The organism is Micromonospora sp. NPDC049359, assembly GCF_044466585.1.
GTDB lineage: Bacteria > Actinomycetota > Actinomycetes > Mycobacteriales > Micromonosporaceae > Micromonospora.
In genome coordinates this window covers 52,674-78,086 of sequence record NZ_JBITMW010000006.1, presented here as the reverse complement: position 1 = coordinate 78,086, position 25,413 = coordinate 52,674, and the positions used below count along the sequence as shown (strand labels likewise).

23 protein-coding genes are annotated in these 25,413 nt (G+C 71.4%); 8 read left to right on the top strand and 15 right to left on the bottom strand.

Annotation, left to right across the window (positions count from 1 at the left end; translation table 11 throughout):
- Positions 1–84 precede the first annotated feature (84 nt).
- From ACIBTX_RS15775 to ACIBTX_RS15755, 5 genes are all read right to left on the bottom strand, one after another.
- On the bottom strand, positions 85–465 hold the full coding sequence (locus tag ACIBTX_RS15775) for a hypothetical protein (RefSeq protein WP_357394357.1): 381 nt from the start codon (positions 463–465) through the stop codon (positions 85–87).
- A gap of 116 nt (positions 466–581) precedes the next feature.
- On the bottom strand, positions 582–872 hold the full coding sequence (locus ACIBTX_RS15770) for a hypothetical protein (RefSeq protein ID WP_357394360.1): 291 nt from the start codon (positions 870–872) through the stop codon (positions 582–584).
- Complete coding sequence (locus ACIBTX_RS15765) at positions 844–4,944, bottom strand: toxin glutamine deamidase domain-containing protein (protein ID WP_357394362.1); 4,101 nt, start codon at positions 4,942–4,944, stop codon at positions 844–846. The genes ACIBTX_RS15770 and ACIBTX_RS15765 overlap by 29 nt, the downstream gene beginning before the upstream one ends.
- 16 nt (positions 4,945–4,960) lie before the next feature.
- Complete coding sequence (locus ACIBTX_RS15760; RefSeq protein WP_357129907.1) at positions 4,961–5,293, bottom strand: hypothetical protein; 333 nt, start codon at positions 5,291–5,293, stop codon at positions 4,961–4,963.
- Positions 5,290–5,712: a YbaB/EbfC family nucleoid-associated protein gene (locus ACIBTX_RS15755; RefSeq protein ID WP_357174850.1), complete on the bottom strand. Its 423-nt coding sequence runs from the start codon at positions 5,710–5,712 to the stop codon at positions 5,290–5,292. Before ACIBTX_RS15755 ends, ACIBTX_RS15760 begins: the two co-directional genes overlap by 4 nt.
- A 78-nt stretch (positions 5,713–5,790) precedes the next feature.
- On the opposite strand from ACIBTX_RS15755, the gene ACIBTX_RS15750 reads away from it, so the two are divergent.
- Entirely contained in the window at positions 5,791–7,026 is a 1,236-nt protein-coding gene (locus ACIBTX_RS15750) for an SUKH-3 domain-containing protein (RefSeq protein WP_357394364.1), read from the top strand.
- On the opposite strand, the gene ACIBTX_RS15745 is transcribed toward ACIBTX_RS15750, so the two are convergent.
- Positions 7,023–8,462, bottom strand: a complete 1,440-nt coding sequence (locus tag ACIBTX_RS15745) for an aldehyde dehydrogenase family protein (protein WP_357129916.1) — start codon at positions 8,460–8,462, stop codon at positions 7,023–7,025. The genes ACIBTX_RS15750 and ACIBTX_RS15745 overlap by 4 nt on opposite strands.
- Before the next feature lie 142 nt (positions 8,463–8,604).
- On the opposite strand from ACIBTX_RS15745, the gene ACIBTX_RS15740 reads away from it, so the two are divergent.
- A complete protein-coding gene (locus ACIBTX_RS15740) occupies positions 8,605–10,041 on the top strand; it encodes a gamma-aminobutyraldehyde dehydrogenase (protein ID WP_357129919.1) in 1,437 nt (478 codons plus the stop codon).
- Between the two features lie 3 nt (positions 10,042–10,044).
- The gene (gabT, locus tag ACIBTX_RS15735) at positions 10,045–11,316 is read left to right on the top strand and encodes a 4-aminobutyrate--2-oxoglutarate transaminase (RefSeq protein ID WP_363660147.1); all 1,272 of its coding nucleotides are present in this window, start codon (positions 10,045–10,047) and stop codon (positions 11,314–11,316) included.
- 40 nt (positions 11,317–11,356) lie between these two features.
- Here gabT and ACIBTX_RS15730 read toward each other — a convergent pair whose 3' ends face one another.
- Positions 11,357–12,022 (bottom strand): hypothetical protein, encoded by a 666-nt coding sequence (locus ACIBTX_RS15730; RefSeq protein ID WP_357129925.1) that lies wholly within the window; start codon positions 12,020–12,022, stop codon positions 11,357–11,359.
- Between the two features lie 242 nt (positions 12,023–12,264).
- Between ACIBTX_RS15730 and ACIBTX_RS15725 the strand changes: the two genes are divergently transcribed.
- Positions 12,265–12,717, top strand: a complete 453-nt coding sequence (locus tag ACIBTX_RS15725) for a hypothetical protein (RefSeq protein ID WP_396832636.1) — start codon at positions 12,265–12,267, stop codon at positions 12,715–12,717.
- A 667-nt stretch (positions 12,718–13,384) separates the two neighbouring features.
- On the opposite strand, the gene ACIBTX_RS15720 is transcribed toward ACIBTX_RS15725, so the two are convergent.
- Genes ACIBTX_RS15720 through ACIBTX_RS15695 form a run of 6 tightly spaced genes read right to left on the bottom strand, consistent with a single transcriptional unit; the run spans position 13,385 to position 20,213 of the window.
- Positions 13,385–14,575: a saccharopine dehydrogenase C-terminal domain-containing protein gene (locus ACIBTX_RS15720; RefSeq protein ID WP_357129930.1), complete on the bottom strand. Its 1,191-nt coding sequence runs from the start codon at positions 14,573–14,575 to the stop codon at positions 13,385–13,387.
- Positions 14,575–16,137, bottom strand: coding sequence for an FAD-dependent oxidoreductase (locus tag ACIBTX_RS15715; protein ID WP_363660149.1), 1,563 nt, complete (start codon positions 16,135–16,137; stop codon positions 14,575–14,577). Before ACIBTX_RS15715 ends, ACIBTX_RS15720 begins: the two co-directional genes overlap by 1 nt.
- Entirely contained in the window at positions 16,134–16,970 is an 837-nt protein-coding gene (locus ACIBTX_RS15710; protein ID WP_396832635.1) for an ABC transporter permease, read from the bottom strand. The genes ACIBTX_RS15715 and ACIBTX_RS15710 overlap by 4 nt, the downstream gene beginning before the upstream one ends.
- Positions 16,967–17,875 (bottom strand): ABC transporter permease, encoded by a 909-nt coding sequence (locus tag ACIBTX_RS15705; RefSeq protein WP_357174871.1) that lies wholly within the window; start codon positions 17,873–17,875, stop codon positions 16,967–16,969. The genes ACIBTX_RS15710 and ACIBTX_RS15705 overlap by 4 nt, the downstream gene beginning before the upstream one ends.
- Positions 17,872–19,023 (bottom strand): ABC transporter ATP-binding protein, encoded by a 1,152-nt coding sequence (locus ACIBTX_RS15700; protein ID WP_357174875.1) that lies wholly within the window; start codon positions 19,021–19,023, stop codon positions 17,872–17,874. Before ACIBTX_RS15700 ends, ACIBTX_RS15705 begins: the two co-directional genes overlap by 4 nt.
- Before the next feature lie 5 nt (positions 19,024–19,028).
- Positions 19,029–20,213 carry a spermidine/putrescine ABC transporter substrate-binding protein gene (locus tag ACIBTX_RS15695; protein WP_357129945.1) on the bottom strand — a complete coding sequence of 395 codons (1,185 nt, stop codon included), beginning with the start codon at positions 20,211–20,213 and terminating at the stop codon, positions 19,029–19,031.
- Positions 20,214–20,427: 214 nt separating this feature from the next.
- On the opposite strand from ACIBTX_RS15695, the gene ACIBTX_RS15690 reads away from it, so the two are divergent.
- From ACIBTX_RS15690 to ACIBTX_RS15680, 3 genes are all read left to right on the top strand, one after another.
- Positions 20,428–20,940 (top strand): Lrp/AsnC family transcriptional regulator, encoded by a 513-nt coding sequence (locus ACIBTX_RS15690; protein ID WP_355053574.1) that lies wholly within the window; start codon positions 20,428–20,430, stop codon positions 20,938–20,940.
- Positions 20,941–21,209: 269 nt separating this feature from the next.
- On the top strand, positions 21,210–22,556 hold the full coding sequence (locus ACIBTX_RS15685; RefSeq protein ID WP_357129950.1) for an aspartate aminotransferase family protein: 1,347 nt from the start codon (positions 21,210–21,212) through the stop codon (positions 22,554–22,556).
- Positions 22,541–23,935: an FAD-dependent oxidoreductase gene (locus ACIBTX_RS15680; RefSeq protein WP_357129953.1), complete on the top strand. Its 1,395-nt coding sequence runs from the start codon at positions 22,541–22,543 to the stop codon at positions 23,933–23,935. Before ACIBTX_RS15685 ends, ACIBTX_RS15680 begins: the two co-directional genes overlap by 16 nt.
- 10 nt (positions 23,936–23,945) lie before the next feature.
- On the opposite strand, the gene ACIBTX_RS15675 is transcribed toward ACIBTX_RS15680, so the two are convergent.
- Complete coding sequence (locus ACIBTX_RS15675) at positions 23,946–24,314, bottom strand: DUF3499 domain-containing protein (protein WP_355239687.1); 369 nt, start codon at positions 24,312–24,314, stop codon at positions 23,946–23,948.
- Between the two features lie 153 nt (positions 24,315–24,467).
- Here ACIBTX_RS15675 and ACIBTX_RS15670 point away from each other — a divergent pair, with 153 nt between their 5' ends.
- Positions 24,468–24,917 carry a metallopeptidase family protein gene (locus ACIBTX_RS15670; protein WP_396832634.1) on the top strand — a complete coding sequence of 150 codons (450 nt, stop codon included), beginning with the start codon at positions 24,468–24,470 and terminating at the stop codon, positions 24,915–24,917.
- Positions 24,918–24,969: 52 nt separating this feature from the next.
- On the opposite strand, the gene ACIBTX_RS15665 is transcribed toward ACIBTX_RS15670, so the two are convergent.
- Positions 24,970–25,227 (bottom strand): WhiB family transcriptional regulator, encoded by a 258-nt coding sequence (locus ACIBTX_RS15665; protein ID WP_007455784.1) that lies wholly within the window; start codon positions 25,225–25,227, stop codon positions 24,970–24,972.
- Between the last annotated feature and the right edge of the window lie 186 nt (positions 25,228–25,413).

Sequence of the window (25,413 nt, the reverse complement as noted above, 5' to 3'; positions counted from 1 at the left end):
CCCGCGCCGGTCAGCGGGACACCGTGACAGGAGAGCCGGCGGCGCACCCCCGTGCGGGCCCGCGACGAGCGCGATGATCCGCAACTAGCGGGCAGCCAGATCGGGATCGGCACCCGGATCGCCGGCCGCACGAAGTTGCTCCTCGAACATCACGAACGACCGCTGCCGGATCCCCCGGATGAGAGCCTGCTCGCGCGGCGTCAGGTGCCGCCCCTCGGCGGCTGCCAGATCCTCAATCGATCGCACCGTTTCGTACAGCGCGAAGATCGGCCCGTCGCCCTCCAGGTAGTAGGCCCGGAACGCCTCTACCTCCTGAACGAAGTCCGCCTCGGAACGGCGAAAGATGTCCCCGCCGACCGCAAGCATGATCTCGGTGAAGAGGCTGGGCTTGGCCTGCCATCCCCCCGTGTCGATGGCAACTCGCCAGACCCGGGCACCACCATCGGGTGTCTCCACGATCTTCACCGGTGCCTGGTGGTAGAGGTAGTAGGACGGGAGCACCAGACCCTCAGCCATTAGGCGCACACCGGAGCGCTTTTCGCATCGCTAGACACTTGCCGTCAGCGCGGCACATGCTCCAATCAGCGATCATCGGCGCCACCGACAAACATGGCACGGATCGAACTCTCGTCCGGCAACTCGCCGTTGCCCGTCACCGTGGGCGCAACCGCCTCAGCGGCAGCACGGCTTACGTTCCTGTAGCGGTCCGCGTTCCGGTAGTCGTCGAGAAAGCGCACCACGAGGTCGGGGTTATACGTCCACTCTCCAGCGCGGTGATCCCACAGAACGGCATCGCCGATGCCCGCATCCACGACAAAGAGACCCGACGGCTCATTGTGTTCGTCATTCCGGTAGATCACGTAGTAGCTCAACAAACCCCTGCTCCAACTCTCCGACAACCTGTGGCGTTACGGGGAAGTCCCGACGCGCCAGCCCCAACTCTCGCACTACGCCCGCGAAATCCTCTCCTTCGCGAGCCAGCCAAGCCAAGTACTCGTGCCACACTCCGCTGTTCCGACTCACCCACTTCGCGAACGTCGCGTCCTTGGGTGGGAAACGTAGATCGAGCTCCGCTGGCAGCGCCTCCGGCAGGCCTCTGGCCCGATTCGCAGCCAGCATTCTCAAGAGCGCCCCCACTCGTCGCTGTGGACTGTTCGAGGGGCGCCGGACAACCTCGTAATCCTCATGAGTCGCTAACCACACTTCTCGAGATGCGGGAGTGTGGAGCTGCAACTCGATCAACATCCCGTCCGTTGATCGGAGGGTGCAGTTAACTCCGTAGAAGCGGTTACCCTGCCGCCAGAAGTTCTTGCAGGCCGAGGGTGCGACCGAGTAGCCGGCGTCGACCAATCCCGCAAGAACCAAGTCAACGGCCTGGCTGTACTGCTGCCCCGATGGAAGCTCGAAGCAAAAGCGGAGGACGTCGTTGACGCTCGCCGCAAAATCGGTCACGTCCTTGCCGTCGATGCTTGCCTCGTCGAGATACTTCCGCATCAGCGAATCGAGCGGCTTGACGCGAGACTCGCGCTCCCGCAACTCGATCGGCGCGCTGAGGCCGAGTGTGTTGGTCACGCGTCGCGCGACCTGAACCAGGGAGCCCTCGGTTCGGTCCGCGTTTGCCAGCGCGCTCTCGTGCAACTCGGTCAGCGTAGCCAACTCCGCTGGTGTGAGCCGGGCGGTGACTGGGAGCGCTGGTTGCCTTGGTGTTGACGGAGTTCCGCCGCTCGCATCCGTCGAGCCGGGGCCGTCCAGCAACAGGTACATGCGGTTGACGTACGGGTCGCCGTGGCCGCCGTCGTCGTACCCGGGTGGGTGGGTCGGCAGGTCGGGGCGTTCACTGAACCGGCCCCGGGGCAGTCCGCCCAGCGGCATCGGCCGGCCGTCTCCGCCCAGGACGAGCGCGTCGATGCCGACCACGTCGGGATACAGCGGATGGTCGCGGACGAGGCCGGTCTGCGGGTCGACGTAGAGGACGGTGCCGTTCTGGTTGAGTGCCACCCAGGCGTGCGAGCCACCACCGGCCCACTCGGTGATCAGGAACGCGTAGCTGCCGTGGCCGCCCAGCAGCAGTTGGTCGTGCAGATTGGCATACCCCTGCCGGGCCTGCGCCGGGTCTGACGGCTGACCGGGGGTGAGTACGCGTTGGAAGCGGCCGCCGGTGGCGTCCTCCACCCGGCCGGGGCCACCGGCCTCACCACGGATCGGGCGTCGGATGTCGCCGTCGAGGTAGCCGTCGAAGGTACGCGGCGCGGACACCCGCGGTCGCCCGTGCACCCACGTCTCGAAAAGCGACAGGGTGCAGTCCAGGCAGTTGATGCCACGGGTGGCGTCGGCCTGGGGGCCGCCGTCGTTCAGGAGGCGGAACCAGCCGCCCCGGCGCGGATCGGCGGTGCGTCGGACGGTGCCGTCGCGTTCGCGCGGCATCTGTCGTTCGACGTCGACCTGGTGCAGCGCCAGTGGTGGCCGGAGCCCGCCCGGCTGCCCGTACGGGCGGGAGTCGTCGATCGGCGGGGGGACGTCGTCGCCGGTGAGCCGGGACGGGCCGCCGGTCTCCACCGCGCCGAGCGCCAGAGCGCCCACGTCGCTGTTGGCGTGCGCGAAGGCCCCGTCGGCCAGGTCGACGACCGGCGGCGCCGTGATGCCCGCCAGTACGTCGTTGGCCAGGTCACGCCAGTGGGCGTACGCGCGCGTCTCGTCGTTCGCCGCCCGCTGCCAGCCGTCGGCCCACTGCCGGTGGCCGGTCTGGTGCAACTGTCGGGCGTAGTTGGCGTACTCGACAGCCCGGCGGTCGTGCTCCGCCGCCCGCGCCCGCAGGCGGACGGCCTCGGCCTGCCTGCGGTTGTTCTCGAAGCCGATCCGCTGTGCCTCGAAGTGGCCCTGGTAGCGCCGCCGCTCGGCGGCCTCCGCCTCGGCGAGCCACTGGGCCGCGTACCAGTCGTCGACGTCGGCCGTGGACTCCATCGGATCGCCGAACGCCACCACGTCGACCGGCGCCGACGTGCGACCGGCGGTCCTCTGCCGGGGTACGCGGGGTGGCGCGATCGACTCCCGCGTCGCGGTCGACTCGGGTGCGGAGTGCCGGCCCGTCGGCGCGACCACCGTGCTCCCGTCTGCCGGGGTCAGGGCTGCGCCGTGCCGGCCGGCGACGTCGGGGGACGCGCCGGCCGTCGGCCCGGTGGACGTGAACGGGGACGCCAGCGGAGGCGCGATGGCCGGGGCGGGGACGGCGGAAGCGGTCGGCGTCGGAAGCCCGGCAGTGCTCGCCGCCGGGCCGACCGGAGGCACCGCCCCCACGGCCGGCACCGGCCCGGTCGTCGGGGTCACGGAAGTAGACGAGGACCCGACCGACGAAGGCAGCGGGCCCGACGACGGCCCGAGCGCTGTGGGCGGGGATGCTGCCGAAACCGGCGACGACACGGCCGCGGCGGACCCGGGCAGACCGGTCGACGAGGGTACGGGGCCGCTGACGCCCGGGGCGACGCCGGCCGGCTCGACCGCCGGGGCGACCGCCGGGGCGACCGCCGGGGCGACGCCGACCCCTGGGCCGCCGGCCGGGTCGACGACACCGGCGACGGGCGCGGTGACCCCCGGGAGCGGGGGCGCAGCCGCGTGAGGTCCCGGCTCCGCGACGCCCGCGAGCCCGACATCACCCCCCACCGCCGGCCGGGCTGCACTCGCCCCGGGCCCGTCGGCTGGCAGCCCAGGCGCGCCGGCTGCTGCCGACACCGACGAATCGGCGACGTCCGCGCCATTCCCCGTCAGACCCGACGAAGAAGACACCGCCCCGGAGCCCGCCGGCCCGGAAGACACCGTCCCAGTGGCCGGCCCTGGCGAAACCGGCCCAGACGACACGGGCGTGGACGTCGCGAGTTCCGGTGGTGGGGGCGGGATCGGAAGCGACGGGCCGGCGAGGGACGCTCCGGCCAGAGCGTCGGCCTGTGCGCGAAGGCGTGCCTGCAGAGCGTGGTCGGTCTGCGCGGTCGTCGAGCCGGTGACGCCGGACGCGGCGGCGCGTACCACGTCGTCGACCGAGGCCATGCCCTGCCCGGTGGCGACGCTGGCGGCGCTCTCGGCCAGCATCTCGCCGGTCATCTCCCGACCGAGGTGCTCGCCGATACGTGCCGCGCGGCCGGTCACGTGGCGGCCCAGGGCGGCCAGCGGCGCGACCGCACCGCCGGCGAGCCCGCCGACCGCCGAAGCGCCCAGATCGGTCAGGTCGACGCCGTGTGCCCGGCCCGTCGAGTTCTGGTACGTCTGCGTGGCGAGGCTGATCCCGGACTCCTCGGCCGCCTCCTCCAACCCTTCCCGGGTGGCGCGCTTGGCGAGCCCACGTACGCCGCCCTTGGCGACCTCCTTGGCCGCGCGTTCGCCGGCCTCCTTGAGCCCGCGCCGCAGCGCCTTACTGGCCAGTTGCCCCATGAGGCGTTTGAAGATCTGCTGGATGAGTAGCCGGGTCGCGGTGACGGCCGCGCCGGCCGCCGGAGACGCCGCCCCGGCGGTGAGCAACGCCGCCACCGCCACCGAGATCAGTTCGACGACCAGGATCCCCAGCTCGATCCAGACTTCGATCTTGGCACCCTCGATGTCGCAGCCGCACTCCTCGACCAGGCGGCCGAGGTCGGCGGTGACCGCGAGCAGCACCGGCAGGGGTGCGTCGGCGCCCTCGGCGATGCCGCGCCAGGCCGCCTCGAACGCGGCGTCGACAGCTCCCACGCCGCCGTATCCGCCGCGTACCTCGGTGGCGGCCGCCGCGGCGTCGGCGTGCGGGCCGGCGAGGACGGAGGCGACCGCGTACCACTGGTCCGCGACGTCCCAGACGGCCCGTTCGTTGCCCTCCGGCCACTGCACACCGACGGCCCAGTCGAGGGCCTCGTAGATCCAGCCCGGTACGTCCCAGGGCGCGTAGTCGAGTGGGTGCGGGATCGGGCTGGGCAGCACGCTCATCGGGATCGCCCCGCCGTCAGCGCTGGTCGGCGGCGCGGTCGAGCCGGGCGGCGCTGCTCTGGTCGGTCTGCACGCTGGCGTCGACCGCGCTGACCACGTCGACGCCCAACTCGGTGAGCCGCTGACCGACGCCCGCCCAGGCGCGCAGCACGGTCTGCTCGATGCCGCGGTAGCTCCGCTCGAACGCCGCGCCGATGTCGTCGCGCCCCCACGGACGGGCGCCGCTGGCGGCCTCGATCTCGCCGCCCTCCGCCGCGCGACGGGCCGTCACCGCCTCGCCGGACAGGGCCAGGTCGGCGCCGCCACGCCGCGCACGGGACGCGTCCAGCCAGAGCTGCCCGTCGGTCATGCCGACCCCTCGCGGCGGCCGAGCACGGCGTCGGCGCGGCCGAGCAACGCGCCGAAGTCGCCGGTACGCAGGAAGTCCGCCGAGCCGGAGCCGGCCGGCATGGTCTCGGCGACCAGGGCCTGGGTGGCCTGGCTGGCGGCGGCCACGGCGGCCCGGATCGTCTCGGTGATCTTCCGGCTCAGCGCCTCGGCGTCCCGGGCCCGGTAGGCGGCCGGCGCCAGGACGACCTCGATGACCTGGCCCTGCGCGTCGACCGTCGCCGTGACGTGCCCATCGGCGCAGCGGCGGGTCACCCGCAGCTCGGCGAGCCGTGCCGTCAGAGTGTCCAAACCGGACCTGAGCTGCTGGTACTGGCCGTACACGTCGTCGAATCGGGCTCGTAGCTCGCGATTGGCGTCCCGGTCCGCGCGTTCGCTCACCGCCACTCCTCCCGTCACCGTCGGTATCCAGGACCATACCGGCCGCCATCGATCCGCGTAGTCCGGTAGTTTCGGTGTGTGATCGACCGTCAGCAGGCTGAGCAGCTCGCGTCCGCCTGGGCTCGGCGCGACTCACAGCGCCTCGGCCACGAGTGCACCCCGCTGGTCGACGAGTTCGACCTGGGCTTCGTCGTCACCTCGATCGTGTCGAGCGGAGTGCGGGCGATCCCCGGCGACCTGCCGACGACCGTCATCGACAAACGCACCGGAAAGGTCACCACCTGGCCCCGGGTGCCGAGCGCCGTCGTGGCGGACCTGTACCGGCGTAGTCAGCCCAGCGGGCCGACCGCGCCGCGCACGATCGACGCGTCGAGCCTGCTGATCCGGGAGATCCACCGGGGTCCGACGCCGAACACGGTGGCGCACCTGACCCTCGACGGTCGCATCTGGACGGCCCAGGGCACGAGAGGCCCCGCGACCCTGAACCACCATCCGCTCGTGCGCGCCTACCTGGACGAGAGGCAGCCGGGCGAGCTGGTACGCGGCGTCGAATGTCACGCCGAGCTGATCGTGGTCTCCGACGTGCTGCACGAGTACGACCACCGACGGGCCGCCGAGGGTATCGAGCCGATGGGTCGGGCCGAGGCGGCGGCCCTGCTGGACGCCGCCCGCTTCGAGATCTTCCGGATCCGTGAGCCGGGTGATCCGGCCGGCGGCGTCGCCGAGCTGCCCTGCGACTCGTGCATCACGTTCCTGGTGCGCGCCAACGTCCTGCCGGAGGCGGCGCGGGCCTACACCGAGACGTGGCGGGCACCGGCCGCGCCCGACCCCGACCCGGGGCGCTTTCCGCCCGAGGTGACGAACGCGCTGGTGGCGGCGGGATGGCGTCCGCACATCGGCGACCAGATCATGGCGGCGGCCGGGGTACGGGACGTCACCGCCGTGCCCGGGAGGACGCATCGACACGAGGCCTTCCCCGCCGCCGTGGAGGCGTTGACGGCGTTCCCGAGCCTGGTGGGCGCCCGGCGCGGCCCGGGCGAGCAGGTGTGGATCTCCCGCTTCGACATCCGTCCGCACCTGATCGCGCACACCGCCGACACGCTCGCCGACTTCGGCGCGGTCCTCGGCGTCCGGCTCTTTCCGATCGGCACCGAGCAGCAGGACAGCATCCTCGCCGTCGACGAGCGGGGCCGGGTCTTCGCCCTCGACCAGGCCGGCGACTGGTTCCTCGGCGATAGCGTCGACGCGGCGCTCACCACGTTGCTGCTCGGCCGCGCCCCCGCCCGGGTTCGCGACGACGGCACCTGGTCCTAGAGCGCCAGCCCGGTCAGCACCATCACACGCGGTTCGGTGTAGTCGTCCATCGCGCTGCGCAGCCCTTCCCGGCCGACGCCGCTGCCCTTCACCCCGCCGTACGGCATCTGGTCCGCCCGGTACGACGGCACGTCGCCGACGATCACGCCGCCCACCTCCAGGACTCGCGCGGCGGCGAAGGCCACGTCCAGCCGCCGGGTGAACACGCCCGCCTGCAACCCGTACGCCGAATCGTTGACCGCGGCGAACGCGGCCTGGTCGTCGGCGACCGGGGTGACCACCAGCACCGGCCCGAACACCTCCTCGGCGACGACCTTGGCGTCCGCCGGCACGCCGGTGAGGACCGTCGGGGGGTACGTAGCACCGTTGCGGACGCCGCCCACCTCGACCGTGGCGCCGGCCGCGACCGCCTCGGACACCCACGTCTCGACCCGGCGGGCCGCGTCCTCGGACACCATCGGTCCGACGTCGGTCAGCTCCGACGTGGGGTCGCCGGTGCGCAGCGCGCGTACCGCCGCCACCAGCCGGGGCAGGAAGCCGGCGTGCAGCGCGTGGTGCACGTACACCCGTTGCACGGCGATGCACGACTGGCCGGCCTGGTAGTTGGCGAACGTGGCGATGCGCTGCGCGGCGAAGTCCAGGTCCTCGTCGGCGGTCCAGTCCGCGCAGAGCACCGCCGCCGCGTTGCCGCCCAGTTCCAGCGTCACGTGCTTCTCCGGTATTTGCCGCCGGATCGCCGCGCCGACCGGCCCCGACCCGGTGAACGACACGACCGGCAGCCGGGGGTCGGCGACCAGTTCGGCGGCGCGGTCGTTGGGCAGCGGCAGCACCGAGAACATGCCGGCCGGGAGGTCCGTCTCGGCCAGCAGTTCGCCGAGCAGCAGCGCGGACAGCGGCGTCGCCGGGGCCGGCTTGACGATGATCGGCGCGCCGACCGCGATGGCCGGGGCGACCTTGTGCGCGACCAGGTTGAGCGGGAAGTTGAACGGCGCGATGCCGAGCACCGGCCCTCGGGGCGCCCGTCGGACCAGGGCGATCCGGCCGGTGGCGGCCGGATCGGTGTCGAGTCGTTGCAGCTCACCGGAGAAGCGCCGGGCCTCCTCGGCGGCCCACCGGAAGGTGGACACCGCCCGTCCGACCTCGGCGCGCGCCCACTTCACGGGCTTGCCGTTCTCGGCGGTGATGAGCGCCGCGACCTCGTCGGCACGCTCGGCGAGCCGCCGGGACACGTGGTCCAGGGCCGCCGCGCGGGCGTGCGCGGGCAGGGCCGCGGCCTGCGCGGACACCCCGGCCGCTGCCGCGACAGCGGCCTCGACCTGGTCACTGGTGGCAAAGGTGGTACGCCCCACCGCGCGACCGTCGTACGGGTGGTGGACGGTCAACTCGCCCGTGCCGGAGGCGGGACGGGAGGCGACGAAGAAGGGTGCGGGCTCCACGCCGTGCAGCGTAGACGAGTCAGCAGTCGACGGAAACAGTCGCCGCAGCCCTTGTCTGCTGCGGATTCAGTAGCGAAGATGGCAGGAAGATTGCGATAACCGCCGCAGACCTCACCCCCGGCCCCCTCGGAGTGATCCCGTCATGAGTGACCAGCAGCAGCTGCGCAACTTCGTCAACGGCTCCTACGTCGACCCGGCCGACGGCGGCTACGCCGACCTGGTCGACCCCTGCACCGGGGAGGTGTTCGCGCAGGCGCCGGTCTCCGGCCCCGCCGACGTCGACGCGGCGATGAACGCCGCCGCCACCGCCTTCGAGAGCTGGCGGGAGGTCACCCCCGCCGAGCGGCAGCGGGCACTGCTCAAGCTCGCCGACGCCGTGGAGGCACGGGCCGCCGAGCTGGTCGACGCCGAGGTACGCAACACCGGCAAGCCCCGCCAACTGACCGCCGAGGAGGAGTTGCCCCCGGCGGTGGACGAGTTCCGGTTCTTCGCCGGGGCCGCCCGGATGTTGGAGGGGCGCTCGGCCGGGGAGTACCTGGCCGGGCACACCTCGTACGTGCGGCGCGAGCCGATCGGGGTCTGCGCCCAGGTGACCCCCTGGAACTACCCGCTGATGATGGCGATCTGGAAGATCGCCCCGGCGCTCGCCGCCGGCAACACGGTCGTGCTGAAGCCGTCGGACACCACTCCGGTGTCGACGCTGCTGCTCGCCGAGATCGCCGCCGAGTTCTTCCCGCCGGGGGTGTTCAACGTGGTCTGCGGCGACCGCGACACCGGTCGTACCCTCGTGTCGCATCCGACCCCACAGCTCGTGTCGATCACCGGCTCGACCCGCGCGGGCATGGAGGTGGCCGCCGCGGCGGCCCCGGACCTGAAGCGCACCCACCTGGAGCTGGGCGGCAAGGCCCCGGTGGTGATCTTCGACGACGCGGACGTGGCGGCGGCGGCCGAGGCCATCGCCGTCGGCGGCTACTTCAACGCCGGGCAGGACTGCACGGCGGCGACCCGGGTACTGGCCGGTCCCGGCGTCCACGACGACTTCGTGGCGGCGCTCACCGAGCAGGCCCGCGCCACGAAGACCGGCGCGCCGGACGACGCCGACGTGCTCTACGGCCCGCTGAACAACGCCAACCAGCTCGCCCGGGTCAGCGGTTTCGTCGACCGGTTGCCCGACCACGCGGCGATCCAGACCGGCGGCTCCCGGCAGGGCGAGCGCGGCTACTTCTACACGCCCACCGTCGTGTCCGGGCTGCGGCAGGCCGACGAGATCATCCAGGACGAGGTGTTCGGTCCGGTCATCACCGTGCAGCGCTTCTCCGACGAGGACGAGGCGGTGCGCTGGGCCAACGGCGTCGACTACGGCCTGTCGGCGTCGGTCTGGACCCGCGACCACGGCCGGGCGATGCGGATGACGCGACGGCTCGACTTCGGCTGCGTCTGGGTCAACACGCACATCCCGTTCGTCTCCGAGATGCCGCACGGCGGCTTCAAGCACTCCGGGCACGGCAAGGACCTGTCGGTCTACAGCCTGGAGGACTACACCCGGATCAAGCACGTCATGCACAACATCGAGGGCTGACCCTTGCCGTCCTCGGAAGAACTGCACAAGCGCCGCAGTGGTGCCGTCGCCCGTGGCGTGGGCAGCGTCATCAGCTCCTATGTGGACGCCGCGTCGGGCGGCACGCTCACCGACGTCGACGGACGGGAGTGGATCGACTTCGCCGCCGGCATCGCCGTCACCAGCGTCGGCAACTCCGCGCCGAGGGTGGTCGAGGCCGTCCGCGCCCAGGTCGAACGGTTCACCCACACCTGCTTCATGGTCGCGCCCTACGAGTCGTACGTGACGGTGTGTGAACAGCTCAACGCGTTGACGCCGGGCGCATTCGAGAAGCGCTCGGCGCTGTTCAACTCCGGTGCCGAGGCGGTGGAGAACGCCGTCAAGATCGCGCGGCACGCCACCGGACGACCGGCGGTGGTGGTGTTCGACCACGCGTACCACGGCCGGACCAACCTGACCATGGCGTTGACCGCGAAGAACATGCCGTACAAGCACCGGTTCGGGCCGTTCGCCGGGGAGATCTACCGGGTGCCGATGTCGTACCCGCTGCGCGACGGCGGGCTCACCGGCGCGGAGGCGGCGGCGCGGGCCATCGAGGTGGTCGAGAAGCAGGTGGGTGCCGAGAACGTCGCCGCGCTGCTCATCGAGCCGATCCAGGGTGAGGGCGGTTTCGTCGTACCCGCGCCGGGTTTCCTGCCGGCGCTGCGGGAGTGGGCGACGGCGGCCGGGGTGGTCTTCGTCGCCGACGAGATCCAGACCGGCTTCTGCCGGACCGGCGACTGGTTCGCCTGCCAGCACGAGGGCGTCGAACCCGACCTGGTCACCCTCGCCAAGGGCATCGCCGGCGGGCTGCCCCTCGCGGCGGTCACCGGTCGGGCGGAGCTGATGGACGCGGTGCACGTCGGCGGGCTCGGCGGCACGTACGGCGGCAACCCGATCGCCTGCGCCGCCGCGCTGGCCACCATCGAGACCATGCACGAACTGGACCTGGCCGGTGCGGCCCGCCGGATCGAATCCGTGCTGGCACCCCGCCTCCGGGCCATCGCCGAGCGGGATCCCCGGATCGCCGAGGTACGCGGCCGGGGCGCGATGCTCGCCGTCGAACTGGTCCAGCCCGGGTCGCTCGTCCCCGACCCGAGCGCCACGGCCGCCATCTCGGCGGCCTGCCACGCCGCCGGCCTGCTCACCCTGACCTGCGGCACGTACGGCAACGTGCTGCGCTTTCTACCGCCGCTGGTCATCTCCGACACGCAGCTCACCCGGGGCGCCGACATCCTCGACGCGGCGTTCGCCTGACGTGGGTGCAGGGGCCCGCGTCGGGCCCCTGCACCTTCCGTCAGCGCAGCACCTCGACCGTGTTGTTGCGCACGAGGTTCTTGCCCGGCTCGCGGATCTGGTCCATCGCGGCGGTGTTGAGCAGCACACAGCTCCCGGACGGGCCGGTCACCGTCACCGTGGTCGCCCGGTTGTTGTCCAGATTCGTCACCCGCAGCCGCGTGCCGACGGGGAACTTCCCGCTGGTCGCCGCCGGCGCGGCGTTCTCGGCGAAGAAGGTGATCGCGCCGGAGCAGGCCGAGCCGGGCACCGGGCGCGGCGCGGCGGGCGAGGCGGCACCGGGGCGTACGCCACCGGGGGCGGGCTGGGCTGCCACGCCGTCCAGCCGCTCCACCACGTTGCGGCGGATCACGTTCTTGCCCGGCTCCCGCACCAACTCCATGGCGGCGGCGTTGAGCAGCACACAACTCCCCGACGGGCCGGTCACCGTCACCGTGGCCGCGCGGTTGTTGTCCAGATTGGTCACCCGCAGCCGCGTACCCACCGGGAACCGGTCGCTGGTCGCCGCCGGCGCACCGGCCTCCGCGGAGAACGTCACCGAGCCGGAGCAGACGGACGACCGTGCCGGGGCGGTGTCGGCGAACCCGAACCCGGTCCCCACCGCCACCCCTGCGGCGGCAACCACCGCCACGGTAGCCGCCAGCACATGCTTCCGCTGCACCCTCATCGCCGAAACTCCCGCCCTAGCCAATGTCCGTCAGCCCCTGATACGGAAACCACCCCCCAACCGTTCACCCGCGCCCCCCGCGCCTCACCCCAGACCCCGTCGATCATGGAGTCATGGTGGGCGTTACACGCTGGTTTGCACTTCTTCAGGAGCACCACAACTTCATGATCGACGGGGCCTGGGGTCTGGGGTCTGGGGCCTGGGGCCTGGGGTCAGGGGCCTGGGGGGCGGGGACGCTAGGGGTGGAGGAGGGGGGCCAGGGTTTGGATGATGTGGGCGGGGCGACGGTAGAGGTCAAGATCGGTGAAATAGCGCATTTGCCACCCGTTGTCGGCGAGCCAGTTCATTCGAGAGCGATCGCCCTGGAGGCGGGCGCGGTCCAGATGGGACACGCCGTCGTACTCAACACCGACCCGGTGTTGCCGGTAGCCAAGGTCCAGGCGGTAGAGCGGTATCCCGTTGTTGTCCGACACCCACAGCTGAGGCTCCGGCGGTGGCAGGCCGCCGTCGATCAACACAAGGCGAAGCTGACTTTCCTGTCGGCACTCCGCCCGGGGATCGGCGTGGCTGACGAGTTCGCGCGCCTGACAGATCCCCCGCAGGCGCTCGTGCCGAGCGACTTCGACCAGGAGTTCGTCAGGTTGGCAAGCGCCGACCCCGAATGTGTGGCACGCGCTCCCCCGCTGGAACGATGACGTGCACGTCGGGGCTGCGGAGGTCGCCGAAACCGTGTAGTTGTGCGCCGGTGTGATATCCGACCACAGCAGTGTCGGGCAGACGCCGGAAGATCGCCGGCAGGTGCCCACTCCGGTCGGCCGATGGCGCGTAGATACTCCGCGACAGCCGGTGCAGCTGGGATAGCCCAACGATCCTGCGCACCTGCTCGCGACTGAGGCCGGCACTGAGTAGCTCCGAGTATCGATAAAGACGCTCCGCCATACCGCGGAATCTGCGTCACGGAGCCCCGACCCTCCACCCCACCCCAGCCCCCTGTGGATAAAGTCCAGCCCTGTGCAAAACCCCCAAAAAAGCGTCCAACGTGCTATGCCCTGACTCGCCAACGGGGCCGATCATGGAGTTGTGGTGCCGCCAGAAAGCCTCGAATCGGCTTCTTCTGCCCACCACAACTCCATGATCGACGCGACTGGGCGGGGCGCGACTGGGCGGGGCGCGACTGGGCGGGGCGCGACTGGGCGGGGCGGGGGTTAGTCGCAGCCGTAGCCGTCGTTGTCGCGATCCAGGTCGTAGACGTCTTCGCCGATCACCTTGACTACTCCGCTGACGTAGGCCGGGCCGTTGCCGCGGCCGCCGGCGCAGTCGACGTCGCTGGCGATCGGGACGCAGGGGCGCGGGGCGGGCAGCTCACGCTGCTGAGCGCTCCTGTGTCCCCCATGGTGAGCCGTAGGCGGTGAGGAGGTCGAGGAACGGCACCGGGGGCAGCGCCTCCGGCCCGAGCACCCCCACGCCGGTCCACGCGCCAGTGGCGAGCAGTTCGAGCGCCACCACCGGGTTGACGGCGGTCTGCCAGACAACCGCCTGGTGGCCGTACTCGCTCATCGACCACTCGTTGTCGACCACGTGGTAGAGGTAGACCTCCCGGGGTTGGCCGTCCGGGCCCAGGCCACGGACCCAGGTGCCGGCGCAGGTCTTGCCGCGCATCCGCGCGCCGAGGGTGGCCGGGTCGGGCAGGCAGGCCGCCACCACGTCGCGCGGGGACACGTCGACCCCGCGTATCCGGACCGGGGAGACGCCGTCCAGGCCGAGCTTGTGCAGCGTCTTCAGGACGTCGATGAACTCCTCGCCGAGCCCGTACTTGAAGGTGACCCGGCGGGCCTTCACCCAGCGCGGGATGAGCAGCACCTCCTCGTGCTCCACGTTGACGCACTCGACCGGCCCGATCCCCTCCGGGAAGTCGAAGACCTCGGGCTCGCTGAACGGCTCGGTGGTGTACCAGCCGCGGTCGGCCTCCCAGATCACCGGCGGGTTGAGGCATTCCTCGATCGTGGTCCAGATGGAGAACGAGGGAGCGAAGTCGTAGCCGTCGACGGTGAGGTTCGCGCCGTCCCGCACGCCGATTTCGTCGATCTCGCTGAACAGCTCGTCGGCGGCGTACCGGGCGAACACATCGGACAGTCCCGGTTCGACGCCGATGCCGGCGAGCGCCAACCTACCGGCCGCCGACCAGGCGTCGGCCTGCGCGAACTGTTCGTCGCCGAGCCGCACGCCCGTGTCGGCGTGCGAGAGCGACATCGCCATGTCCAGGTAGTCCGCGCCGGCCGCGAACGCGCCGTCGAAGATGGGCATGACGAAGCGCGGGTCGACGGCGTTGAGCACGTGGGTGATCCGGTGTTCCCGGCACAGCGCGGTGATCGCGTCGGCCGAGGAGGCGTCGACCTGGGCGGCGACGAAACGGCCGCCGTGCGCGGCCACCGCGCGGGCCGCGCGCTGCGGGTCGTGGTCGGCCACGACCATCGTCTCGAAGAAGGCCCGTCGGGCGGCGATGGCTACGGCGGCGGAGCCGACGCCACCGGCGCCGACGAGCAGGACACGCATCAGGAATCAAACCCCAAACCAAGACGATCGAGAGTACGGAGCCACAGGTCACGCCGGCCCCCACGCGCATCGGCACGGGCCATCGACCGGCGGGTGAGATTGATGCCGACCGCGCGGACGGGTTCCGGCGGGAACGGCAGGGGCTTGCGGCGGACGAGGTCGAGCCGGGTCAGCGGGGTGTTTCCGCCGGCCAGCAGGTCGAGGAGGACCCGGGCGGAGAAGCGGGTCGCGCCGACGCCGAGACCGGTGTACCCGGCCGCGTACGCCAGCCGACCGCCGAAGGCGGTGCCGTAGAACGGGCAGAACCGGGTGCAGGTGTCGATGACGCCGCCCCAGCGGTGGCTGAAGCGCACGTCCGCGAGCTGCGGGAACGTGGTGAAGAAGTGCTGCGCGAGGGTGGTGAAGGTGGCTGGGCGCTGTTCCAGCTTCGGGGCGACCCGGTTGCCGTAGTGGTAGACGGCGTCGTAGCCGCCGAAGAGGATCCGCCCGTCGCGGGTGATCCGGTAGTAGTGGAACTGGTTGCCGGTGTCGGCGAGCCCCTGCCGGTTGCGCCAGCCGATCGCGTCGCGCTGCGCCGGGCTGAGCGGTTCGGTCATCAGCACGTGGTCGTAGACGGGCACCACGTACGCGCGCAGCCGGCGCAGCAGCGGCGGGAACGCGTTGGTGGCGAGCACGACCCGTCGGGCGCGGATCACGCCGGGGCGGCCCGGGGCGGCTACGGCAGAGCCGGCCAGGCCGGCAGGTGCGGCAGTGCGGGCCAGGCCGGCGGGTGCGGCAGAGCGGGCCAGGCCAGCAGGTGCGGCAGAGCGGGCCAGGCCGGCAGGTGCGGCAGAGCGGGCCAGGTCGGCGGGATCGCTGCCGAGGGTGTCCGCCCGTAACGCGACGCCGTCGGCGCGCAGCCCGGTGACCCGGGTGTGCTCGTGCACGCGTACGCCCAGGGCGAGGCAGGCGCGGCGCAGTCCCCAGGCCAGCTTCGCCGGGTCCACCATGGCGACCCGGTCGGCGTCAACCATCCCGCCCAGGTAGGTCGGCGAGTTGACCTCGGCGCGGACCTCGGCGGCGTCGAGCAACCGCACCCGGTGGCCGTACCGGCGGGCCAGCTCCGCGTCGGCGACCAGCCCGTCGAGCTGGTACGGCTCGACGGCGACGGCCAGCTCACCGGTGCGCTCGAAGTCGCAGTCGATGTCGAACTCGGCGACGGTGGCGGCGATCGCGTCCAGGTTCTCCCGGCCCAGGCGTTCCAGCTCGCCGACCTCGTCGGGGAACCGGTCGACGCCGTTGGCGAGACCATGGGTGAGCGAGGCGGCGCAGAACCCGCCGTTGCGCCCGGAGGCGGCCCACCCGCAGGTGCCCGCGTCGACGAGCAGCACGTCCCGCTCCGGGTCGGCGCGCTTGGCCTCCAGGGCGGCCCAGAGCCCGCCGTACCCGCCGCCGATGACGAGCAGGTCGGCGGTCTGCGCGCCGGTGAGCGGCGGCAGCGGGTCGGGGCGCTCCCTGCGGTCGAGCCAGTACGGCACGGGTGCCGCGTCGGCCAGCGCCCGGCCGACGTGCGCGGGCGTCATGACGGCCGCCGCGCCTGCGGTGTCGGAACGGCCAGCAGGTTGGCGCGGCGCTCCCGCCGCCCGCGCAGCGAGCTGAGCCCCACCAGCAGCAACGCGATCGCGAACATCGCGGTGCCGATGACGTTGACCTGCGGCGGGATGCCCCGCTGGGCGGCGCCCCAGACGTACATGGGGAACGTGACCGTCGTGCCGGCGTTGAAGTTCGTGATGATGAAGTCGTCGAAGCTCAACGAGAACGCCAGCAGCGCGGCGGCCACGATGCCGGGCAGCACCAGCGGCAGGGTGATCCGCCGGAAGGTCTGCCACTCGCTGGCGTAGAGGTCCATGGCGGCCTCCTCCAGCCGCCGGTCCATCCCGGCGAGCCGCGCCTTCACGGTGACCACCACGAACGACACGCAGAACATGACGTGCGCGATGACGATGGTCCAGAAGCCCTGCGGCACCCCGGCCGAGACGAACAGGGCCAGCAGCGACGTGCCCATCACCAGCTCGGGCGTCGCCATCGGCAGGAAGATCAGCACGTTGACGCCGGCCCGACCCCGGAAGCGGTGCCGGACCAGCGCGAACGCCATCAGCGTGCCAAGTACGGTAGCCACGACCGTGGCGATGAAGCCGATCTGCACGCTGCGGACGACCGCGTCGCACATGTCCGAGGTGGCGCAGGGCTGCCGCCAGTTGTCGAGGGTGAACTCGTTGAAGTCGTACGACAGTCGGCTCGACGGGCGGTTGAACGACAGCCCGGCCACCACCAGGATCGGCAGCGACAGGTAGCCGAGCACCAGCAGCGCCACGATCATCACCCAGCGGTCCGCCAGCCAGCGCGAGATCCTCACAGCACCTCCTCCGTGCCAGCCCGCCGCAGGTAGCCGAAGACCACCGCGAGGATCGCCGCCATCAGCAGGAACGACAGCGCGGCGCCCTGCGGGTAGTCCAGCCGGACCAGGAACGCCGAGTCGATGACGTTGCCGACCATGTACTCGTTGGGGGTGCCGAGCAGTTCGGCGTTGATGTAGTCGCCGCTGGCCGGGATGAAGAACAGCAGCGTGCCGGCGACCAGGCCGGGCATCGACAGCGGCAGGGTCACCCGGCGGAATGCCTGCGCCGGGCTCGCGTACAGGTCGCCGGCCGCCTCCAGCAGCCGCCCGTCGAGCCGCTCCAGGCTCGCGTACAGCGGCAGCACGAGAAACGGCAGGAAGTTGTACGTCAGGCCGAGCACCACCGCGAACGGCGTGGCCAACAGTCGGCCGTCGGGGGCGAGCAGGTGCACGTCGCGCAGCAGCCCGACGAGCGCGCCGTTGTCCGACAGGATCGTCTTCCAGGCCAACGTACGGACCAGGAAGCTGGTGAACATCGGCGCGACGACGCACACCAGCAGCAGGTTCTTCCACCGGCCCGCCTTCTGCGCGATGGCGTACGCCAACGGGTAGCCCAGCAGCAGCGCCACCACCAGGGCCAGCCCGGCGTAGCCGAACGAGCGCAGAAGCTGCGGCCAGTACGCCTGCACCACGTCCGGGTAGTTGCCGAACGCCCAGGTCATCGCGTACCCGGTGGAGAGCGAGCCGCCGGGGTCGTACAGGCTCGCGGCGGCGAGCTGCAGCAGCGGCACACCGAAGAAGACGAGCAGCCAGGCCGCGCCGGGCAACAGCAGCAGGTACGGCAGGAGGCGGTACCGCCCGGACCGGGCTGCCGGTGCCGTGGGCGGCGGCTGACCCGCCTTGGTGGGCGCCAGGAGGGTCACGAGGACGCACCCACCGGCTCGTCGAGCACCGGCGATGTCCGGTCGGTGTCGGCGGCGTCGCGCGGCAGCAGGAACGCGTGCCGTGGATCCCAGTACGCCACGGCCTCGCCGCCGACCGGGACCTGGGTCGCGGCACCGCTGTTGGCGGCGAAGACCGACAACTCGGTGCCCCAGCCGGTGCGCAGCAGGTACTGCGTGCTGACGCCCACGTAGGAGGCGTCGGTGACCACACCGGTGACCAGTTGGTGTCCGTGGGGGACCTGGTCGGCGGAGCCGACCAGTTGCAGCTTCTCCGGGCGTACCCCCAGGTGGACCGGACCCCGGTCGGCGCGTGAGCGGCCGGCGGGCACGGTGAAGCGCGAACCGTGCGCCGTCACCGCGACCTCGCCGCCGCTGGTGCCGGCGGCCTCGCCGGCGAGGAGGTTGGACTGGCCGAGGAAGTTCGCCACGAACGCGGTGGCCGGGAACTCGTAGATGTCCGCCGGGGCGCCCTGCTGCTCGATGCGGCCGGCGTTCATCACCGCGACGGTGTCGGCCATGGTCATGGCCTCCTCCTGGTCGTGGGTGACGTGCACGAAGGTGATGCCCACCTCGGTCTGGATGCGCTTCAGCTCGATCTGCATCTGCCGGCGCAGCTTCAGGTCGAGCGCGCCCAGCGGCTCGTCGAGCAGCAGCACCTGCGGCTTGTTGATCAGCGCGCGGGCCAGCGCGACCCGCTGCTGCTGGCCGCCGGAGAGCTGGGCCGGGCGGCGCGGGCCGAAGCCGTCGAGCTGCACCAGCGACAGCATCCGCCGCACCTCGTCGTCGACCGAGCGGATGCCGCGTCGGCGCAGCCCGAAGGCCACGTTCTCGAAGATGGTGAGGTGCGGAAAGAGCGCGTAGCTCTGAAAGACCGTGTTGACCGGCCGCTTGTACGGCCGCAGCCGGGCGATGTCGGTGTCGCCGAGCAGCACCTGACCGCTGGTCGGCTCCTCCAGCCCGGCGATCATCCGAAGGGTGGTGGTCTTGCCGCAGCCGGACGCGCCGAGCAGCGCGAAGAACGAGCCCTGCGGAATCGTCAGGCTGAGGTCGTCGACGGCGGTGAAGATGCCGAACCGCTTGGTGAGGTCGGCCAGGCGCAGATCGCCGGCGGGTGTCTCGCGCGTCATCGGAGTCACGCCCCGATGACCTGTTGGAACTTGCCCTCGTACTCCTTCTCCTGCTTCTCGTCCAGGGCCATGAAGACCTTGGACTTCGCCAGCAGCGCGTCGTCCGGGAAGATCAGCGGGTTGGCGGCCAGATCCGGGTCGATCTTCTCCATCTCGGCCTGGGCGCCCTTGACCGGGCAGATGTAGTTGACGTACGCGGCGAGCTTCGCGGCGACGGCCGGCTCGTAGTAGTAGTTGATCAGCGCCTCGGCGTTGCCCCGGTGGGCGGCCTTGTTCGGCACCATCATGTTGTCGCTGTAGAGCATCACGCCGGAGTCGGGCGCGACGAACTGCACCTTTTCGTTCTCACTGGCGAGCTGGATGACGTCCCCGGACCAGCCGATACACGCGGCGATGTCGCCCTTGGCCAGGTCGGGCGCGTAGTCGTTGCCGGTGAACTTGCGGATCTGCCCGGAGTCGACGGCCTTCTTGAGCTTGTTGAGCGCGTCGTCGAACTGGGCCGCCGTGAAGTTGGACGGGTCGTGACCGTTGGAGCCGAGCAGCAGACCCATCGTGTCGCGCATCTCACTCAGCGCCGTCACCTTGCCCTTGAGGTCGGGGCGGGTCAGCAGCTCGTCGACGGTCCGCAGCTCCTTGGTGACGCTGCCGTTGTACGCCAGCCCGGCCAGGCCGGACTGCCACGGGATCGAGATCCGGTTCTCGGTGTCGAAGGGGCGCTTGAGCAGCGACGGCAGCAGGTTCGCCGCCACGTTCGGGATCTTCGCCGGGTCGAGCTTCTGGATCCAGCCGAGCCGGATCATCCGGGCCGCCATCCAGTCGGTCAGCACGATGATGTCGCGGTCGGTGCTCTGACAGGCGGCCAACTGGTTCTGCACCTTGCCGAAGAACTCGTTGTTGTCGTTGATGTCCTCGGTGTAGGTCACCTGGATGCCGGTCTTCGTGATGAACTCGTCCAGGCTCGGCCGCTTGGACTCGTCCTTCTCGTCGACGTCCATGTACTGCGGCCAGTTGGAGAAGGCGAGCTTCTTCTCCGTAGCGGACAGGTCCTCGCTGACGCAGCCGGCCTCGGTCTGCTGGGCGCCCTTGGTGCCACAGCCGGCGAGGCTGCCGCCCGCGGCGAGGAGAGCGGCCGAACCGAGGGTGCCGGTGAGCAGTCCACGCCGGGAGAGGGGCCGGAGGGGAGTACGCATGACGACTCCTAGGGGGTCATCGTCGGCGGCGGGACGGGGGAGGCACGCCGGCGGGAATGTCGGGAGGGTCGAGTGCCAGGGAGCACTGATCCTGACATGAGGAAACCTCCCTTACAAGGGATTCCGTTGCGGGATTAGCAGTTGACGACGAAATACGCCAGACTGCGCGGGGACACACGCGCGACATCACGATTCGGGACATGGGGAGCGCACGATGACGAACCGGCAGCACGAGAGCGGCGGCGGCGGTCGCCGTGTCGCTGTGCGTGAAGGTGCCAACCACGCTCTGCTGGACGACGTGGCCAAGCAGATCATCGAGCAGCTTCAGGAGGACGGCCGCCGGCCGTACGCCACCATCGGCAAGGCGGTCGGCCTGTCCGAGGCGGCGGTCCGCCAGCGGGTACAGCGACTGCTCGACTCCGGCGTCATGCAGATCGTCGCCGTGACCGATCCCCTCCAGCTCGGCTTCCCCCGCCAGGCGATGATCGGGCTGCGTACCGACGGCGACCTGGAGGCGGTCGCCGACCGGCTCGCCGAACTGGACGAGGTCGACTACGTCGTCATCACCGCCGGGTCGTTCGACCTGCTCACCGAGGTCGTCTGCCGCAACGACGACCACCTGCTGGAGATCCTGCAACGGCTACGCGCGGTGCCCGGGGTGCTCTCCACCGAGGCGTTCGTCTACCTCAAGCTCCGCAAACAGACCTACACCTGGGGTACGGCCTGACGACTCTCGGTTGATCGACCCGGGTTGCAGGAAGTCGGGGTGTCCGCGCCGCTCTGATGGCCCCGGCTTCCGGGAACCCGAGTGCCCTGATCCGACCCCGCGCGTCGATGCGGAATCCGTTGCCCAGACTGCCGTCACTCGCTGATTCCGTCGCACTCGGGCATCTAGGCCACTGATAACACTTGCCGAAGGGCACCGGACTGTGCGATAACCGTGGGCAGAGCGGCCGGCTTCACCCCTTGACCGGCCCGACGATCGATGGGGCTGACATGGCCGACGCCACCGACCACCTCTGGATGCACTTCACCCGGATGGCGAGCTACTCCGCCGGCGAGGTGCCGACCATCGTGCGCGGCGAGGGCGCGTACATCTGGGACGCGCAGGGTCGCCGCTACCTCGACGGGCTCGCCGGACTGTTCGTCGTCAACGCCGGTCACGGCCGCACCGAGCTGGCCGAGGCCGCCGCCAAGCAGGCCGGTGAGCTGGCGTACTTCCCGCTCTGGTCGTACGCCCATCCGACGGCCGTCGAGCTGGCCGAGAAGATCGCCTCGCTCACCCCGGGCGACCTGAACCGGGTCTTCTTCACCACCGGCGGCTCCGAGGCCGTCGAGGCGGCGTGGAAGCTGGCCAGGGCGTACTTCAAGCGCACCGGCCAGCCCAACAAGTACAAGGTTGTCAGCCGCTACATCGCCTACCACGGCACCTCGATGGGCGCGCTGTCGATCACCGGTCTGCCGGGCATCAAGAGCGACTTCGAGCCGCTGGTGCCGGGCGGGATCAAGGTGCCGAACACCAACTTCTACCGGGCCCCGGAGCACGGCGACGATCCCGAGGCGTTCGGCCGTTGGGCCGCCGACGAGATCGGCCGGGCCATCGAGCGCGAGGGGCCGGACACCGTCGCCGCCGTCTTCCTGGAGCCGGTGCAGAACTCCGGCGGCTGCTTCCCGCCCCCTCCCGGCTACTTCGAGCGGGTCCGGGAGATCTGCGATGCGTACGACGTGCTGCTCGTCTCCGACGAGGTGATCTGCTCGTGGGGTCGGCTCGGCGAGTACTTCGGGGCGGTCCGCTACGGCTACCAGCCGGACATCATCACCACCGCCAAGGGCATCACCTCCGGGTACGCCCCGCTCGGCGCGATGATCGCCAGCGACCGGCTCATGGAACCGTTCCTGACCGAGACCGGCATGTTCGCCCACGGGGTGACCTTCGGCGGGCACCCGGTGTCCTGCGCGGTGGCGCTGGCCAACCTCGAGGTGTTCGCCCGCGAGGACCTCGTCGGGCACGTACGCGCCAACGAGGACGCGTTCCGCGCCACCCTGGAGAAGCTGCACGACCTGCCGATCGTCGGCGACGTCCGGGGCGACGGCTACTTCTACGGCATCGAGCTGGTCAAGGACAAGACCACCCGGGAGACCTTCGACGAAGCCGAGTCGGAGCGGCTGCTGCGCGGCTTCCTGTCCACCGCGCTGTTCCAGGCAGGCCTCTACTGCCGGGCCGACGACCGGGGTGACCCGGTCATCCAGCTCGCCCCGCCGCTGATCGCCGAGCAGCGACACTTCGACGAGATCGAGCAGATCCTCCGCACGGTGCTGACCGAGGCGTGGACACGGCTCTGACCGTGCGCTACCAGGAGCTGTCGTACTGGCTGTCCAGCCTGGACGAGCCGCTGACGCCTCGGCCCCCGTTGCCCGGCGACGCGGACGCCGACGTGGCGATCGTGGGCGGCGGCTACACCGGGCTGTGGACGGCGTACCACCTGGCTCGGGCCGACCCGACGCTGCGGGTCGTCGTCCTGGAGAAGGAGATCGCGGGGTACGGGGCGTCCGGGCGCAACGGCGGCTGGTGCTCCGCGCTCCTGCCCACGTCGCTGACCGGGTTGGCCCGCCGGCACGGCCGCGACGCCGCGGTCGCCATGCAGCGGGCGCTGCATGACACCGTCCGCGCGGTGGGCCGGGTGGTCGCGGCCGAGGGCATCGACTGCGACTGGGCGGACGGCGGCACCGTCACGCTCGCCCGGACCGGTCCGCAGCTCGTCCGGGCCCGGGCCGCCGTGGACGAGGCCCGCGCGTTCGGCTTCGGCGACGACCACCTGACGCTCCTCGGCCCCGGCGAGGCCGCCGCCCGTTGCGCCGCCGAGGGGGTACGCGGTGGGACGTACACCCCGCACTGCGCGACCGTGCACCCGGCGAAGCTGGTGCGTGGTCTCGCGCGGGCGGTGGAACGCCTCGGGGTGAGGATCCACGAGCGGACCACGGTGACCGCGATCCGGGCCGGTGCGGCGGTCGCCGAGGCGGGCAGCGTGCGGGCGTCGGTGGTGGTCCGGGCCACCGAGGGGTACACGCCCATGCTGCCTGGCCTGCGTCGCACGGTGGCACCGGTGTACTCGCTGATGGTGGCCACCGAGCCGCTGCCGGAGCACGCCTGGGAACGGATCGGCCTGGCGGAGCGGGAAACGTTCTCCGACCACCGGCACGTGATCATCTACGGCCAGCGGACGGCCGACGGGCGGTTGGCCTTCGGCGGGCGCGGAGCGCCGTACCATTTCGGGTCCCGGATCTCTCCCGGCCACGACCGGGAGCCACGGGTCTTCGCGGCGCTGCGGCGGACCCTGGGCGAGCTGTTCCCGGTGCTCGGGCCGGACGTTCCGGTGGCGTACACCTGGGGTGGACCGCTCGGGGTGGCCCGGGACTGGACCGCCTCGGTCGGGTTCGACCGGGCCAACGGGCTGGCCTGGGCGGGGGGCTACGTCGGGGACGGCGTGGGTGCCAGCAACCTCGCCGGCCGCACCCTGGCCGACCTGATCCGCGGCGAGCGCACCGAGCTGACCAGCCTGCCCTGGGTAGGCCACCGCTCCCCGAACTGGGAACCGGAACCCCTGCGCTGGCTGGCGATGAACGCGGCCCTGCGCCTCATGACCAGCGCCGACGCCAAGGAAACCCGAACCGACCGCCCCTGCCGAAGCGCCAAAACCCTCGCCCGCCTCCTGGGCCAGTAACCGCTGCGGCTCAATGGTTGGGGGGGATTACCCGGAGGTGGCCTCGGCGGCCGGTCTGGTGGGGGTTTTCCGGGCGGGGCTGGTCGGGCTCCGGGGGGCGGGGCGCCGGGCGGGCCGCCTCCCGGACCGCCTCGGCCAGCGCGACCAGGTCGTCCGTGGTGGGCGGGGGCGGCTCGAACTCACCCTCGTGCCGGACCACGTCCCAGCCGCGCGGCGCGGTGAGGCTGCGGGCGTGCTGCTCACACAGGTCGTACGTGTGTGGCTCGGCGAACGCCGCCAACGGGCCGACCACGGCGGTGGACTCGTTGTAGACATAGGTCAATGTGGCGACCGCTTGCCGGGGGCAGCCGTTACGGGAGCAGCGCCGTGGTGACCTCACGTGCGGCAGGGTATCCCCATTACCGGGTCCGGCGCACCGGTTCGCGTTGCGACACGCCCGTCGCGGTGATCACAATTCGCGGTTCGGGTCGCGCCGCGCCACGCTGGCGGCGGTGCCGCTGGCCGACCCGGCACGGGGGCTACCCTTTGCCTCATGACGAGCCCGGAACACCGCCGCCCCGACCCCGGCCGGCGTGCGCACCGCGACCGGCACGGGCGTGGCCTGCGCGGGCGCCTGGTGCCGGCGACGGTGCCGCTGGCGCGGACCAAGGCGGAGGTCTTCGACGACCTGGTGTTGGACACCGTCGAGACGTTGGAGCGACGCTTCGCCAAGGAGTTGGCCGGCGTCGAGTTCGCGGTCGAGGACGTCCCGCCGGACCTGAACGTCTACGACTCGGATGTGCTGGAGGACGGCGAGGTGCCGCTGGCCCGGCTGCTGCCGGGTCGCCCCGGCCGCCAGGAGGTGCCGCCCCGGATCGTGCTGTACCGCCGACCCCTGGAGTTCCGGGCGATGGACCGCGAAGATCTCGCCGACCTCGTCCATGACGTGATCATCGAGCAGGTGGCGAACCTGCTCGGGGTCGACCCCGACGAGCTGGCCTGAGCCGGGCGGCCCCCACCGCCTCGACTCCGCACCACCCCCGACGCCGTACCGATCAGGCGGCGCGCCGCTTCAACTTGCGCCGTTCCCGCTCCGAGAGCCCACCCCAGATACCGAACCGCTCGTCGTGGCCGAGAGCGTATTCGAGGCATTCGGTCTTGACCTCGCAGCGCGAGCAGATTCGCTTCGCCTCGCGGGTCGAGCCGCCCTTCTCGGGAAAGAACGCCTCGGGGTCGGTCTGCGAGCACAAGGCCCGCTCCTGCCACTCCGGCGCGTTTCCGAGCAGGTCGGCCACCTCAAGCTGGCCGTCCATCAAATGCCTCCTTGTCGCGCACCGGCGTCATCGCCGCTGCAACCCCCCACGCGAAAGGCGTGCGTGTCCGTCCGGTCCCGTTTTGTTGCGTTCCGTGCGAACAACCCCATTCAAATTACACGCGTGTAATGCGTGCGCCGTCAAGCCAAACTTGATAATGGAGTCGCCCTCCCGACAACCCTGGCC

Bases quoted from the DNA above. Each gene is read 5' to 3' on its own strand.
- ACIBTX_RS15765 (WP_357394362.1), bottom strand. From the start codon at position 4,944: ATGAGCGTGCTGCCCAGCCCGATCCCGCACCCACTCGACTACGCGCCC.
- ACIBTX_RS15760 (WP_357129907.1), bottom strand. From the start codon at position 5,293: ATGACCGACGGGCAGCTCTGGCTGGACGCGTCCCGTGCGCGGCGTGGC.
- ACIBTX_RS15740 (WP_357129919.1), top strand. From the start codon at position 8,605: ATGAGTGACCAGCAGCAGCTGCGCAACTTCGTCAACGGCTCCTACGTC.
- ACIBTX_RS15730 (WP_357129925.1), bottom strand. From the start codon at position 12,022: ATGAGGGTGCAGCGGAAGCATGTGCTGGCGGCTACCGTGGCGGTGGTT.
- ACIBTX_RS15720 (WP_357129930.1), bottom strand. From the start codon at position 14,575: ATGCGTGTCCTGCTCGTCGGCGCCGGTGGCGTCGGCTCCGCCGCCGTA.
- ACIBTX_RS15715 (WP_363660149.1), bottom strand. From the start codon at position 16,137: ATGACGCCCGCGCACGTCGGCCGGGCGCTGGCCGACGCGGCACCCGTG.
- ACIBTX_RS15700 (WP_357174875.1), bottom strand. From the start codon at position 19,023: ATGACGCGCGAGACACCCGCCGGCGATCTGCGCCTGGCCGACCTCACC.
- ACIBTX_RS15695 (WP_357129945.1), bottom strand. From the start codon at position 20,213: ATGCGTACTCCCCTCCGGCCCCTCTCCCGGCGTGGACTGCTCACCGGC.
- ACIBTX_RS15690 (WP_355053574.1), top strand. From the start codon at position 20,428: ATGACGAACCGGCAGCACGAGAGCGGCGGCGGCGGTCGCCGTGTCGCT.
- ACIBTX_RS15685 (WP_357129950.1), top strand. From the start codon at position 21,210: ATGGCCGACGCCACCGACCACCTCTGGATGCACTTCACCCGGATGGCG.
- ACIBTX_RS15670 (WP_396832634.1), top strand. From the start codon at position 24,468: ATGACGAGCCCGGAACACCGCCGCCCCGACCCCGGCCGGCGTGCGCAC.
- ACIBTX_RS15665 (WP_007455784.1), bottom strand. From the start codon at position 25,227: ATGGACGGCCAGCTTGAGGTGGCCGACCTGCTCGGAAACGCGCCGGAG.